The sequence below is a fragment of the Citrobacter sp. CF971 genome (assembly GCF_006385635.1).
Classification (GTDB): domain Bacteria; phylum Pseudomonadota; class Gammaproteobacteria; order Enterobacterales; family Enterobacteriaceae; genus Citrobacter; species Citrobacter freundii.
Genome location: NZ_CP041051.1, coordinates 480,287 through 494,076 on the forward strand (window position 1 = coordinate 480,287; position 13,790 = coordinate 494,076).

Annotated in this window: 9 protein-coding genes, 1 tRNA gene and 1 rRNA gene; 5 read left to right on the plus strand and 6 right to left on the minus strand. The window is 50.3% G+C overall.

Annotation, left to right across the window (positions count from 1 at the left end; all coding sequences use genetic code 11):
* Positions 1-2 precede the first annotated feature (2 nt).
* The gene (melR, locus tag E6P06_RS05820) at positions 3-935 is read right to left on the minus strand and encodes a transcriptional regulator MelR (RefSeq protein ID WP_003841146.1); all 933 of its coding nucleotides are present in this window, start codon (positions 933-935) and stop codon (positions 3-5) included.
* A 269-nt stretch (positions 936-1,204) separates the two neighbouring features.
* On the opposite strand from melR, the gene melA reads away from it, so the two are divergent.
* From melA to E6P06_RS05835, 3 genes are all read left to right on the plus strand, one after another.
* Positions 1,205-2,560: an alpha-galactosidase gene (gene melA, locus E6P06_RS05825; RefSeq protein ID WP_139935037.1), complete on the plus strand. Its 1,356-nt coding sequence runs from the start codon at positions 1,205-1,207 to the stop codon at positions 2,558-2,560.
* Between the two features lie 92 nt (positions 2,561-2,652).
* Positions 2,653-4,083 carry a melibiose:sodium transporter MelB gene (gene melB, locus E6P06_RS05830; RefSeq protein ID WP_003844787.1) on the plus strand — a complete coding sequence of 477 codons (1,431 nt, stop codon included), beginning with the start codon at positions 2,653-2,655 and terminating at the stop codon, positions 4,081-4,083.
* Between the two features lie 2 nt (positions 4,084-4,085).
* Positions 4,086-4,340 carry a SemiSWEET transporter gene (locus E6P06_RS05835; protein ID WP_003031867.1) on the plus strand — a complete coding sequence of 85 codons (255 nt, stop codon included), beginning with the start codon at positions 4,086-4,088 and terminating at the stop codon, positions 4,338-4,340.
* A gap of 20 nt (positions 4,341-4,360) precedes the next feature.
* On the opposite strand, the gene E6P06_RS05840 is transcribed toward E6P06_RS05835, so the two are convergent.
* The 5 genes from E6P06_RS05840 to E6P06_RS05860 all read right to left on the minus strand — a co-directional run bounded on the left by E6P06_RS05840 (position 4,361) and on the right by E6P06_RS05860 (position 11,278).
* A complete protein-coding gene (locus E6P06_RS05840) occupies positions 4,361-4,984 on the minus strand; it encodes a DUF2238 domain-containing protein (RefSeq protein WP_049002480.1) in 624 nt (207 codons plus the stop codon).
* A 147-nt stretch (positions 4,985-5,131) separates the two neighbouring features.
* Positions 5,132-6,778 (minus strand): class I fumarate hydratase FumA, encoded by a 1,647-nt coding sequence (fumA, locus tag E6P06_RS05845; protein WP_003031871.1) that lies wholly within the window; start codon positions 6,776-6,778, stop codon positions 5,132-5,134.
* Positions 6,779-6,874: 96 nt separating this feature from the next.
* Entirely contained in the window at positions 6,875-8,215 is a 1,341-nt protein-coding gene (gene dcuB, locus E6P06_RS05850) for an anaerobic C4-dicarboxylate transporter DcuB (RefSeq protein WP_003031873.1), read from the minus strand.
* A 715-nt stretch (positions 8,216-8,930) separates the two neighbouring features.
* Positions 8,931-9,650 carry a two-component system response regulator DcuR gene (gene dcuR / locus E6P06_RS05855; RefSeq protein WP_003031875.1) on the minus strand — a complete coding sequence of 240 codons (720 nt, stop codon included), beginning with the start codon at positions 9,648-9,650 and terminating at the stop codon, positions 8,931-8,933.
* Positions 9,647-11,278 (minus strand): sensor histidine kinase, encoded by a 1,632-nt coding sequence (locus E6P06_RS05860; RefSeq protein WP_003031877.1) that lies wholly within the window; start codon positions 11,276-11,278, stop codon positions 9,647-9,649. Before E6P06_RS05860 ends, dcuR begins: the two co-directional genes overlap by 4 nt.
* A 597-nt stretch (positions 11,279-11,875) precedes the next feature.
* On the opposite strand from E6P06_RS05860, the gene E6P06_RS05865 reads away from it, so the two are divergent.
* Both E6P06_RS05865 and E6P06_RS05870 read left to right on the plus strand, forming a co-directional pair.
* A 16S ribosomal RNA gene (locus E6P06_RS05865) occupies positions 11,876-13,417 on the plus strand.
* Between the two features lie 85 nt (positions 13,418-13,502).
* Positions 13,503-13,578: transfer RNA gene (locus E6P06_RS05870), tRNA-Glu, on the plus strand.
* The last annotated feature ends 212 nt before the right edge of the window (positions 13,579-13,790 follow it).

Here is a 13,790-nt window from a genome sequence, read left to right on the forward strand (position 1 = left end):
TATCAACCAGCCATTGTTTGCCGATGCTGCTGACTTAGTTTGCGGTACTGCTGCGGCGACATGCCGACAAACTTGCTGAAGGTGTCATAAAAACGGCTGCTGGAACGGAATCCGGCGGTCAATGCAACGTCGAGAATGGTTTTATCGGTATCGCTAAGCAATGCGCGGACGTGATTGATCCGCATTGCCGTGATGTACTGCTTCAGGGTGAGTTGCATCACGCGTTGGAAAATCCCCATCGCGTAGTTGGCGTTGAGCTTCACGTGTTCCGCGACGTCGTTGATGGTGAGCGCCTGATCGTAGTTATCGGCAATAAAGCTCAGCATTTGGCTGACGTAAAACTGGGCGTGCCGCGACACGCTGTTTTTGTGGGTCCGCGAGGTTTTATTGACGAGTATAGGCTGCCAGCCGGAAAGGCTAAACCGCTTGAGCATCAGACCAATTTCATCAATGGCGAGCTGGCGAATTTGTTCGTTCGGGTTGTTCAGTTCCTGTTGCCAGCGCTGAACTTCAAAGGTGCTCAACTGCTGCGACGCCAGCGATTTGATGACCATTCCATGGGTAACATGGTTGATCAACTCGCGATCCAGCGGCCAGGAGAGGAAAAGGTGCATCGGTAAATTGAAGATAGCCATACTTTGGCAACTGCCCGGACGCGTGAGTTGATGCGGTGTGCAGGCCCAGAATAGCGTGATGTGTCCCTGTTTTATCTGTACGACTTCGTTGTTGATCAGATACTCGACGTCACCATCAAACGGCACATTGATCTCCACCTGCCCATGCCAATGGCTGGCTGGCATAGCATGCGGTGAGCGCAACTCGATATCCATCCGTTGATATTCTGAGTACAGCGATAGCGGGCTGCGGGTTTGTTCTTCATCGCTACTGCACATGTGCGGATCGGGAGGAAGAGGCGATGTCGGTAATGTACTCATGGTTGCTCCATTTCCTGAATTATCAGAATCATGTCATTTAACACGTATTAAGGCTGAGAATCAGGACACATATTGGACCGTTACCATTGAGCATAGCGACATTTTGCGGCCACATACTCTGCTTTTTGGGTAATTTTGTCCCATAAACTCAGATCCAATAGGGTGCAGAGTGATGATCTGAGTTTATGGGAATGCTCAGCAGAGAAGTCGGAAGTTTTCAGCTATACGCTGTGCCACCATGACTGTGTTTACTAATGTTCTGGAGAGTCATGATGTCTGCACCCAAAATTACCTTTATCGGCGCCGGTTCCACGATTTTCGTCAAAAATATTCTTGGGGACGTCTTTCACCGCGATGCGCTTAAATCTGCGCATATCGCCTTGATGGATCTCGATCCTACGCGTCTGGAAGAGTCACACGTTGTTGTGCGCAAGTTGATGGATTCTGCGGGCGCGTCTGGACGAATCACCTGCTATACCGATCAAAAAGCAGCATTACAGGATGCTGATTTTGTGGTGGTCGCTTTCCAGATCGGCGGCTATGAACCCTGTACCGTCACCGATTTTACGGTGTGTAAACGCCATGGTCTGGAGCAGACGATTGCCGACACGCTGGGGCCGGGCGGCATTATGCGCGCGCTGCGCACCATTCCGCATTTATGGCAGATTTGTGAGGATATGACCGAAGTCTGTCCGCAGGCCACAATGCTTAACTACGTTAACCCGATGGCGATGAACACCTGGGCAATGTATGCGCGCTATCCGCATATTAAGCAGGTTGGGCTGTGTCATTCGGTGCAGGGGACGGCGGAGGAGTTGGCCCGCGATCTGAACATTGACCCTGCCTCTTTGCGCTATCGCAGTGCCGGGATCAACCATATGGCATTTTATCTGGAGCTGGAGCGCAAAACGGCGGACGGCGCCTATGTGAATCTCTACCCGGAGCTGCTGGCGGCCTATGAATCCGGTCAGGCACCGAAACCGAATATTCACGGAAATACCCGTTGCCAGAACATTGTGCGCTATGAAATGTTCAAAAAACTGGGGTACTTCGTCACCGAATCGTCGGAGCACTTCGCCGAATATACGCCGTGGTTTATCAAACCGGGGCGTGAAGATCTGATTGAGCGCTATAAGGTGCCATTGGATGAATATCCGAAACGTTGTGTGGAACAGTTGGCGAACTGGAAAAAAGAGCTGGAAGAGTACAAAACGGCTGAGCGGATCGACATTAAACCGTCGCGCGAATATGCCAGCACTATCATGAACGCTATCTGGACCGGTGAACCGAGCGTCGTGTATGGCAATGTTCGCAATGACAGTCTGATCGATAACCTGCCGCAAGGTTGCTGTGTTGAAGTCGCTTGTTTGGTTGATGCGAATGGTATTCAGCCAACGAAAGTCGGTGGTCTCCCGTCACATTTGGCGGCGATGATGCAAACCAATATCAATGTTCAGACTCTGCTAACGGAAGCCATCCTGACGGAGAACCGCGATCGTGTTTATCACGCGGCGATGATGGATCCGCATACCGCCGCGGTACTGGGGATTGAAGAGATTTATGCGCTGGTGGACGACCTGATCGCGTCTCACGGCGACTGGCTGCCGGCCTGGCTGCACCGTTAATACACAATCACGCCGGGCAGAGCATCCGGCGTTTAACCTCTGACGTTTCCTCTTACAGAAGGCGGGCGCTGGTAACAGCGACCCGATACCCTATGAGCATCTCTCTGACAACAAAACTCAGTTACGGATTTGGAGCGTTCGGTAAGGATTTCGCTATCGGTATCGTGTACATGTACCTGATGTATTACTACACCGACGTGGTGGGATTATCGGTGGGCGTCGTCGGAACCTTGTTCCTGGTGGCAAAAATATGGAACGCGTTTAACGATCCGGTGATGGGGTGGATAGTGAATGCCACCCGGTCGCGTTGGGGAAAATTTAAACCCTGGATCTTACTCGGTACGCTGGCGAACTCGTTGGTGCTGTTTTTGCTCTTTAGCGCACATCTGTTTGAGGGGACGGCGCAAATCGTTTTTGTTTGTGTGACGTACATATTGTGGGGGATGACCTACACCATTATGGATATTCCATTCTGGTCGCTGGTCCCCACGATTACGCTGGATAAACGCGAACGTGAACAACTGGTGCCGTTCCCTCGTTTTTTTGCCAGCCTTGCAGGGTTTGTCACCGCGGGCGTGACGCTACCCTTTGTAAACTATGTTGGCGGCGCGGATCGCGGGTTCGGTTTTCAGATGTTTACGCTGGTGCTGATCGCATTTTTTATTGTTTCTACCCTCGTAACCTTGCGCAATGTGCATGAAGTGTATTCCTCTGACAGCGAAGCTACCGCAGACAGCACCCGGCTGACGCTGAAATCAATCCTTGCGCTTATCTACAAAAACGATCAGCTTTCCTGCCTGCTGGGGATGGCGCTGGCTTACAACGTGGCGTCCAATATCATTACAGGTTTTGCGATTTACTACTTCACCTACGTGGTGGGTGATGCTGACCTTTTCCCATACTACCTCTCCTATGCCGGAGCAGCTAACTTGCTGACATTGATTCTCTTTCCCCGTCTGTCAAAGGCGCTTTCTCGCCGGGTACTGTGGGCTGGCGCTTCGGTTATGCCAGTTCTCAGCGCAGGCGTATTGCTGATTATGGCTCTGGGGGCATTCCACAATACTTTCCTGATTGTTACCGCAGGGATCCTTCTGAACATTGGTACGGCGCTGTTCTGGGTACTGCAGGTGATTATGGTGGCGGACACCGTAGATTACGGTGAATACAAGTTTAACGTCCGCTGCGAGAGTATTGCCTATGCCGTGCAGACAATGGTGGTCAAAGGTGGCTCGGCGTTTTCCGCTTTCTTTATTGCGGTGGTGCTGGGATTGATTGGTTATGTTCCGAATGCGACGCAATCTGCTGAGACCATCCTCGGCATGCAGTTCATCATGATCGCGCTGCCCACGCTTTTTTTCGTTGTGACACTGGTGCTCTATTTCCGTTACTACCGGTTGAATGGCGATATGCTGCGTAAGATTCAGATCCACCTGCTGGATAAGTACCGAAAAGTGCCGTCGCCCGTCAAACAGTCGAATACTCCGGAGATTCCGGTGGTAGTGGCCAGCGATGTGAAGGCCTAGCTATGGAGTGGCATTCCTGGATTGGCTATCTGGCGGCAACGCTGACGACGCTCTCTTTTTTGCCGCAGGCGATTAAGGTTATTACCACCCGCAACACCCAGGGTATCTCCGGTTTAATGTATGTGATGTTTGTGTGCGGGCTGGTGTTGTGGCTGGCTTATGGGTTATTGATTGAAGATACCGCTGTCAGCATGGCGAACTTTCTGACACTGTTGTTCGCCTTGCCGATTCTGGTTATCAAGTATCGCAGTAGGTAGCGCAGATTGCCGGAGAAGCGTTAGCGCTCTCCGGCCGTTTTCAACTGCCGATTGTGCCAGCCCGCCAACGCGAGGATCGTTGTTAACGCGCCGAGCAGGGCGCAGAACATGTCCGACTGGGTATCCCACGGGTCACCCTGCGTGCCAAGGAAGTCTTCCGCACCTTGTCCCATTGCCAGCGCTGCCCACCACTCGATCAGTTCATACATTGCGCTAATCGCCAGTGCTACGCAGCAGACCAAAAATGCCAGCATCTTACGACCACGGACAATATTGCCACGCACTAAAATCTCTCTTGCTGTTAGGGCTGGTACCAGCCCCTGGAAGAAGTGACCCAACTTGTCATAGGGGTTACGACTGAGATCCAGCCATTCCTGAACCTGAAAACCGACGGGAACTTTGGCGTAGGTATACATCCCGCCTACCATCAGAATGATGGCGTGCAAGAAAATCAACGTATAAAGCAGCGGCGTCAATGGATACTGCTTCATGGTAGCCAGCAACAGCGGGACGACAATAATGACCGGCGTGACTTCCATCAGCCAGGTGATTTTCTCCGAGGCAGAGATACCGGTGTAGATAAGGATCAGCACCAGGAATACTGCGCCAGTGTGCAAGATTGTGGGGTTCAGAGTGCGGAGCATTGCGAATTCACACGTAATGGAAAAGGTCACTATTCCCTGTGAACGGCAAAAATTCAATACCAGTAAATGGGGGGATAAAGTTGGCCCGGGGGGATCGCTGGACTGACGCCAAATATTTAGTGCCAGTCCAGTGCCGGGCCGAATGGGTTACTTCGCGCAGTTAGCGCATTGTTTGCTGACGATTTGCTGGAAGAAATCGTTGCCTTTGTCATCGACCAGGATGAAAGCAGGGAAATCTTCTACTTCGATTTTCCAGATAGCTTCCATTCCCAGCTCCGGGTATTCCACGCATTCCAGATGCTTAATGCTCTGCTGCGCCAGTACCGCTGCCGGACCACCGATGCTGCCTAAGTAGAAGCCGCCGTGTTTGTGGCAGGCGTCAGTCACTTGCTGACTGCGGTTACCTTTCGCCAACATGATCATGCTGCCGCCGTGAGACTGCAACAGGTCAACGTAGGAGTCCATACGACCCGCGGTGGTTGGGCCTAAAGAACCGGACGGATAGCCTGCAGGCGTTTTGGCCGGACCCGCGTAGTAGATCGGATGATCTTTCACGTACTGCGGTAAACCTTCGCCGGACTCAATACGTTCTTTTAACTTCGCGTGGGCAATGTCACGACCGACAATGATAGTACCGCTCAGTGACAGACGAGTAGAAACCGGGTACTGAGAGAGCTGAGCGAGGATCTCTTTCATCGGGCGGTTAAGGTCAACTTTAACCACTTCACCTTCACCCGCCTGGCGCAGAGATTCCGGAATGTACTGACCTGGGTTATGTTCCAGTTTTTCAATCCAGATCCCTTCGCGGTTAATCTTGGCTTTAATATTACGGTCTGCGGAGCAAGAAACGCCCATACCAACCGGGCAGGATGCGCCGTGGCGAGGCAGGCGGATCACGCGGATATCATGTGCGAAGTATTTCCCGCCAAACTGAGCGCCAAGGCCGAGTTTCTGTGCCTCGATCAGCAGTTCCTGTTCCAGTTGGAGATCGCGGAACGCCTGGCCGTGAGCATTACCTTCAGTCGGCAGCGCGTCATAGTAGTGTGTGCTGGCCAATTTCACCGTTTTAAGGGTACTTTCCGCTGACGTCCCGCCAATGACGAATGCGATGTGGTACGGCGGGCAAGCTGCAGTACCCAGCGTGCGCATTTTCTCAACCAGGAAGTTTTTCAGTTTGCCGGGAGTCAGCAGCGCTTTGGTTTCCTGATACAGATAGGTTTTGTTGGCTGAGCCGCCGCCTTTGGCCACGCACAGGAATTTGTATTCGTCACCGTCCACGCTGTACAGATCGATTTGTGCGGGCAGGTTGGTGCCAGTATTCACTTCTTTGTACATATCCAGCGCCGCGTTTTGCGAGTAGCGCAGGTTATCTTCAATATAGGTATTAAATACGCCTTTGGAGAGGGCCGCTTCATCGCCGCCGCCGGTCCAAACGCGCTGACCTTTTTTACCCATGATAATTGCCGTACCGGTGTCCTGGCAGGTTGGCAACACGCCTTTGGCGGCGATTTCGGAGTTTCTCAGGAACTGCAGCGCTACGTACTTATCGTTTTCGCTGGCTTCGGGATCATGGAGAATTGACGCGACTTGCTGTTGGTGTTCTGGGCGGAGCATGAAGGAGGCATCGTGGAAGGCTTGTTGGGCCAGTAGCGTAAGTGCTTCAGGAGCTACTTTCAGGATTGTTTCGCCTTCAAACTCGCCGACACTGACGTGATCGGATGTCAGCAGGTAGTACTCAGTTTTGTCTTCCCCCAGTGGGAAAGCCGCCTGGTAAGTGAATTCAACTTTTGACATTTGCTTCCAGCCTTTTCATTTTTCTCAGGAATTTTAAAATTCTCTGTGTCTTAATGGTGGCGTGCCGTACCAACGCGGACGGCACGCGAACTGTGATTACAGGAAACCGTACATTGCGGCGAAGATCCAACCAAAGACACAGGATACGCTTACGCCGATCAAACCAGGCAGAATGAAGCTGTGGTTGATAACGAAGCGGCCGATGTGGGTGGTGCCAGAGCGGTCAAACTGAATAGCCGCCAGGTCACTCGGGTAGGTCGGCAGAATGTAGTAACCGTAACATGCCGGAGCGGAAGCCACGATGTACGCTGGATCAACCCCGATTGCCAGTGCGACCGGAACAATCGCTGCCAGCGCTGCTGCCTGGGAGTTTACAAATTTGGATACCAGCAGCAGAACAATTGCATAGGCCCACGGATACTCTTTCACCATATTGCCCAGCACACCTTCGATTTCTGTCATGTGCGCGCCGAACATTGTTTCGGCCATCCAGGCAATACCGTACACCGCCACAATCGCGATCATACCGGAACGGAAGACTTCGTTTTTAGATATTGAAGCGGGATTGGTCTTCGTCAGGATAATAATCAGCGCACCGGTCAGCAGCATGAACATCTGGATAACCAGCACCATTGACAGTGGTTTGCCGCTAAAGGTAGGGCGCAGCTCAGAGAACGCGCCGAGTACGGCAACAACGGCGATAGCGGCAAGGAAGATCCACATGGCCAGCCAGTTGCTTTTCGGCAGCTTTTTGTCTAACAGCGTGGCGGTATCGCCATACACATAGTTGTGGTTTTCAGGTACAGAAATGAACTTCTGGAACTCTTCATCTTTATCCAGATCTTTACCACGGAACCAACTGAAGATACCGATCGCCAGGATACCCAACAGGGTAGACGGGATGGTGATGCTGAGCAGGTCGAGGAATTCGAGATGCTTGCCTTCAAACGTTACGTTACCCAGCATTGCCACCAGTGACACAACGGCTACAGAAACCGGGCTGGCGATAATCCCCATCTGCGCACCGATAGAACTCGCCGCCATCGGACGTTCCGGGCGAATATTGTTCTTAATGGCAACGTCATAAATGATTGGCAGGATAGTGTATACCACGTGCCCTGTACCGCAGAGAATCGTCAGGGTGCAGGTAACGAAAGGTGCGACGATGGAAACATATTTTGGGTTACGGCGCAGCAGCTTTTCAGCGATTTGCAGCATAACGTCAAGACCGCCGGAGGCTTGTAAGGTTGCCGATGCGGCCACCACGGCAATAATAACCAGCATGACATCTACAGGTGGTTTACCCGGCTGGAGATGGAAAACGAAAACCAGAATGACCAGGCCGATACCGCCTAATAAACCCAGCGCGATACCGCCCTTTCTGGCACCATAAAACAAACATATTAATATTATGAGAAGTTGTATACTAAATAACATTTTATTTACCCTCGCGAAAAACCCAGTCAATTTTTTGAAAAATGGATCTGTGCCACATTCTTTTTTGCCAGAATAAGCATCAAAAAATGGTCAGTATTCGATATGTCCGTATTTGCGATTAATGTTCAAATGTCTTGCTAGAATTTTTTTTAAAGTTATGGCGATATTTGGTTTTTTCTGTGGCTTTGATCAGAGGAGAGAATCCTCAGGCGATGGGAAGCAGAGCTGAACATGGAGAGCCGCGGTTGACGCTGTAATTTATCTATTTTGCGTTTTCCGCTATTACATGAACCACCGACAGAATGAGTGAGTGGGTTATTTATGTGATCACGGTCACGCCATTTCATGATGTGATGAAGTCGGCGTGCGGATACTTTTATTTGCTCACAAAAATGTACGGTGTCCATGGTACGTAGCATGGTCTCCATTGCTACCAGTCTAGATTTTGTATGTCTGGTTAATTTCAGACTAATCCTTTATGGGTAAAAATACACACTCTGCGAGTTAGATAATACTTAATTAACTTTTGTTAGCGATTTTGAAATTAAAAACAGTGTGATGTTTGTCAATATTAAAATAATACATTTAACATGCCGGATACAAATATATTTGATCTAACGCAAATTTATAATTTTGCAGTGTCAGCTGGTGAAATAGGGATTTTTCATTATTTTAATAATTGTTACTTTCAAATAACAAATAATCCCAAGTGTATTTATTGGCAATATTGTTTAAGCAATGAATAGTGTTCAGCCTGCACGCGATAACGATAAACAGGTCTGCCGGTCACGCCATAATGGATGCTGGTAAATAAGATGTGACAATTGACGAGCCAGATAAGGTATTTACGGCAAGAGACGCGCGAGATATTGACCTCGTTAGCCAGCTCATCCGTGGAGAACTCCTGATCCTGGTGCTCATCAATCCACTGGCACAACGTGCGTAACGTTTGTGGCGTTAATCCTTTGGGTAAGCGCCGCGTTTCTTGTTCATTGGAGGAGCTGCCGTGAATCAACTGGTCAAGCTCAGACTGTTCATAGTACTGATGCTTTTCCATCTCAGTTTTTTTCTGTAGCCAGCCGGTGAGCGCCTCTTCAAACCGGGACGCCTGGAAAGGTTTGATCAAGTAGTCAACGACGCCGTAGTGAAGTGAATCTTTAATGGTGGTGGCATCGGCTGCAGAAGAGATGACGATGACATCGCACTTGCAACCTTCACTGTGCAGAACCGGTAGCAGGTCCAGACCGTTTTCTTTTTGCATATAAATATCTAGCAAAATCAGATCGATATGATGACCGCTATGGAAGATTATCTCTTTTGCTTTCTCCAGCGTGGAGGCTGTGCCGCAGCAGTGAAAACCGGAGAGTTGCGCGACATAACGACGGTTTAATTCCGCTACCATTGCATCGTCATCGACAATTAAGACATTGATCATCTGCTGGCCCTCTCACCATTCCACGGTAACTGTACAAAAAATTGGGTGAAGATCCCAGGTTCAGACTCGACGGATATATTGCCGCCAACGTTTTCAACCTGTTGTTTAACAAGCGCTAAACCTACGCCCCGTTCGGTTCCTTTTGACGAAACGCCCTTCTCAAAGATGTGCTCAATGTTTTCGGGGGCGATCCCCGGACCATCGTCATTCACTTCGCAATGCAACCAGCCGTGTCGATAATGTAAGGATACGCTGATCTCACCACCAGGTTCTTGACCTAGCGCCTCCAGGGCGTTTTCAATCAGATTCCCCAGAACGGTAATCAGCACCGCCACCTGATCTTCGTTGTTATTTTCCGGTAGCTGGCTTTCATTGCTGATGACCAGGCTATGGCCTAAATCAGATGTGCGATTAATCTTACTGAGTAAAAATCCTGCGATCACCGGAGATTTTATTTTTCCTAACAGTGAGCCAATTTCTTCCTGATAATTGTTCGCGGTCTTTAGGATGTAATTTTCAAGCTGCTTATAACTTTTCAGATGCAATAATCCCAGAATCACGTGCAATTTATTCATGAATTCGTGGGATCGTTCACGAAGTGCATCGGCATAGTTGACCATACCGTCCAGGCGTTGCATTAACTTTCGGACTTCAGTCTTATCTCTGAAGGTTGAAATGGCGCCGATGATTTTACCGTTGCTGAGTACCGGGACCGTGTTAATTAAGAGTAGCCGATCCTTCACCATGATCTCTTCATCGCGGCGCGGCGTTCCGTCATGTAGTACCTGTGAAAAATCGACCACCTGTGACCACGCATGGCTGAGCGTGGAGAGCTGGGCATCATCTTGTGATTTGTGATAATCCAGCAGCTCCTGCGCAGCTTGGTTAATCAGCGTCACTTCACCGCACTCGTCAACGGCAATGACACCTTCCTTTATAGAGTGCAGCATTGCCTGGCGTTGTTCGAACAGATTGGAGATTTCATAAGGTTCCAGACCAAACAGAATGCGCTTGAGGACCTTAACGAATATCCATGTGCCGAGCAGCCCAACCAGCACGCCAAATAAAATTGACCAGATGATGCTGCCGCGGCTGTTATTGATCTGTTCAGCAACTCTGCTTAGCTCAAGACCGATCGCCACCACGCCAATTTGCTGGTGATGTTCGTCGTATATAGGGGTGAATACCCGTAGGGCTTTAGCCAGAAATCCGCGATTAATGGCGACATTCTCTTTACCTTGCAGGGCCAGCAAAATGTCATCGCCTTTAAATGGCTGGCCGATTCGCTGTGCTTCGGGATGGGAGTAACGAATGCTTTGCATATCGGTGACGACGATGAACAAAAAATCGTTGCTCTTATTCACCGCCTGGGCAATCGCCTGAATACCGCTTTCCTCGGGCTTTTTCATTAGTCCCTGGCGGATCTCCGGAGAGTTGGCCAACGTTCGCGCGACGGCAAGCGCTTTACTCGCTAACGCATCGCGCGTCATGTTGCTAATTTGCGAGAAATAAATCAGATGAACGACAAGCAGCACGGAGAAGAGAACTGCACTAACCATGAGGATCACGGTGGTGCCAAGCTTCATCGGGCGTTTGCGTATAGCAGTACGTTGCAGTGAGTGTCTCATCACGGTCCTGGAATCACGGTTTGTGCGGGTATTATCGCCTGATGGGGGGCGTAATTCAAAGGTGGTAGGGATTATGGAGCTTAAGTTGTCAGCTTTTCTTCTTTATATAGCGTAGAGTGAATTTCTTTCTATATAGAGGTTTTCATACCGATTCTCTCCCTTTTCAGGGACGCTGACAGATAATTTGCTTACGATTGTGGATAACTCTGTGCGTAAATGGGTATAAGGCGGGGTTTTGCTGTGGAATGCAGCAGTCAGTCATTTTTCTGCAATTTAAGGGTTGCGGGCCACAGGAAACTCCCTATAATGCGCCTCCATCGACACGGCGGATGTGAATCACTTCACACAAACAGCCGGCTCGGTTGAAGAGAAAAACCTGAAAATGAGGGTTGACTCTGAAAGAGGAAAGCGTAATATACGCCACCTCGCGACAGAGCGCTAAAGCGCGTCGCAACTGCTCTTTAACAATTTATCAGACAATCTGTGTGGGCACTCGAAGATACGGATTCTTAACGTCGCAAGACGAAAAATGAATACCAAGTCTCTGAGTGAACATACGTAATTCATTACGAAGTTTAATTCACGAGCATCAAACTTAAATTGAAGAGTTTGATCATGGCTCAGATTGAACGCTGGCGGCAGGCCTAACACATGCAAGTCGAACGGTAGCACAGAGGAGCTTGCTCCTTGGGTGACGAGTGGCGGACGGGTGAGTAATGTCTGGGAAACTGCCCGATGGAGGGGGATAACTACTGGAAACGGTAGCTAATACCGCATAACGTCGCAAGACCAAAGAGGGGGACCTTCGGGCCTCTTGCCATCGGATGTGCCCAGATGGGATTAGCTAGTAGGTGGGGTAACGGCTCACCTAGGCGACGATCCCTAGCTGGTCTGAGAGGATGACCAGCCACACTGGAACTGAGACACGGTCCAGACTCCTACGGGAGGCAGCAGTGGGGAATATTGCACAATGGGCGCAAGCCTGATGCAGCCATGCCGCGTGTATGAAGAAGGCCTTCGGGTTGTAAAGTACTTTCAGCGAGGAGGAAGGCGTTGTGGTTAATAACCGCAGCGATTGACGTTACTCGCAGAAGAAGCACCGGCTAACTCCGTGCCAGCAGCCGCGGTAATACGGAGGGTGCAAGCGTTAATCGGAATTACTGGGCGTAAAGCGCACGCAGGCGGTCTGTCAAGTCGGATGTGAAATCCCCGGGCTCAACCTGGGAACTGCATCCGAAACTGGCAGGCTAGAGTCTTGTAGAGGGGGGTAGAATTCCAGGTGTAGCGGTGAAATGCGTAGAGATCTGGAGGAATACCGGTGGCGAAGGCGGCCCCCTGGACAAAGACTGACGCTCAGGTGCGAAAGCGTGGGGAGCAAACAGGATTAGATACCCTGGTAGTCCACGCCGTAAACGATGTCGACTTGGAGGTTGTGCCCTTGAGGCGTGGCTTCCGGAGCTAACGCGTTAAGTCGACCGCCTGGGGAGTACGGCCGCAAGGTTAAAACTCAAATGAATTGACGGGGGCCCGCACAAGCGGTGGAGCATGTGGTTTAATTCGATGCAACGCGAAGAACCTTACCTACTCTTGACATCCACGGAACTTGCCAGAGATGGCTTGGTGCCTTCGGGAACCGTGAGACAGGTGCTGCATGGCTGTCGTCAGCTCGTGTTGTGAAATGTTGGGTTAAGTCCCGCAACGAGCGCAACCCTTATCCTTTGTTGCCAGCGATTCGGTCGGGAACTCAAAGGAGACTGCCAGTGATAAACTGGAGGAAGGTGGGGATGACGTCAAGTCATCATGGCCCTTACGAGTAGGGCTACACACGTGCTACAATGGCATATACAAAGAGAAGCGACCTCGCGAGAGCAAGCGGACCTCATAAAGTATGTCGTAGTCCGGATTGGAGTCTGCAACTCGACTCCATGAAGTCGGAATCGCTAGTAATCGTGGATCAGAATGCCACGGTGAATACGTTCCCGGGCCTTGTACACACCGCCCGTCACACCATGGGAGTGGGTTGCAAAAGAAGTAGGTAGCTTAACCTTCGGGAGGGCGCTTACCACTTTGTGATTCATGACTGGGGTGAAGTCGTAACAAGGTAACCGTAGGGGAACCTGCGGTTGGATCACCTCCTTACCTTAAAGAACCTGCCTTTGTAGTGCTCACACAGATTGTCTGATGAAAAGTAAATAGCAAGGCGTCTTGCGATTGAGACTTATACGTCCCCTTCGTCTAGAGGCCCAGGACACCGCCCTTTCACGGCGGTAACAGGGGTTCGAATCCCCTAGGGGACGCCACTTGCTGGTATGTGTGAGTGAAAGTCGCCGACCCCAATATCTCAAAACTTACCTTCGGGTGACGTTTGAGATATTTGCTCTTTAAAAATCTGGATCAAGCTGAAAATTGAAACGACACACTGTTTCATTTCTCCGTAATAAGAAATGAAAAGCGGTGTGTTCGAGTCTCTCAAATTTTTGCAAGTCGATGATGAATCGAAAGAAACATCTTC

Bases quoted from the DNA above. Each gene is read 5' to 3' on its own strand.
- melR (WP_003841146.1), bottom strand. From the start codon at position 935: ATGAGTACATTACCGACATCGCCTCTTCCTCCCGATCCGCACATGTGC.
- melA (WP_139935037.1), top strand. From the start codon at position 1,205: ATGATGTCTGCACCCAAAATTACCTTTATCGGCGCCGGTTCCACGATT.
- melB (WP_003844787.1), top strand. From the start codon at position 2,653: ATGAGCATCTCTCTGACAACAAAACTCAGTTACGGATTTGGAGCGTTC.
- E6P06_RS05835 (WP_003031867.1), top strand. From the start codon at position 4,086: ATGGAGTGGCATTCCTGGATTGGCTATCTGGCGGCAACGCTGACGACG.
- E6P06_RS05840 (WP_049002480.1), bottom strand. From the start codon at position 4,984: ATGCTCCGCACTCTGAACCCCACAATCTTGCACACTGGCGCAGTATTC.
- fumA (WP_003031871.1), bottom strand. From the start codon at position 6,778: ATGTCAAAAGTTGAATTCACTTACCAGGCGGCTTTCCCACTGGGGGAA.
- dcuB (WP_003031873.1), bottom strand. From the start codon at position 8,215: ATGTTATTTAGTATACAACTTCTCATAATATTAATATGTTTGTTTTAT.
- dcuR (WP_003031875.1), bottom strand. From the start codon at position 9,650: ATGATCAATGTCTTAATTGTCGATGACGATGCAATGGTAGCGGAATTA.
- E6P06_RS05860 (WP_003031877.1), bottom strand. From the start codon at position 11,278: ATGAGACACTCACTGCAACGTACTGCTATACGCAAACGCCCGATGAAG.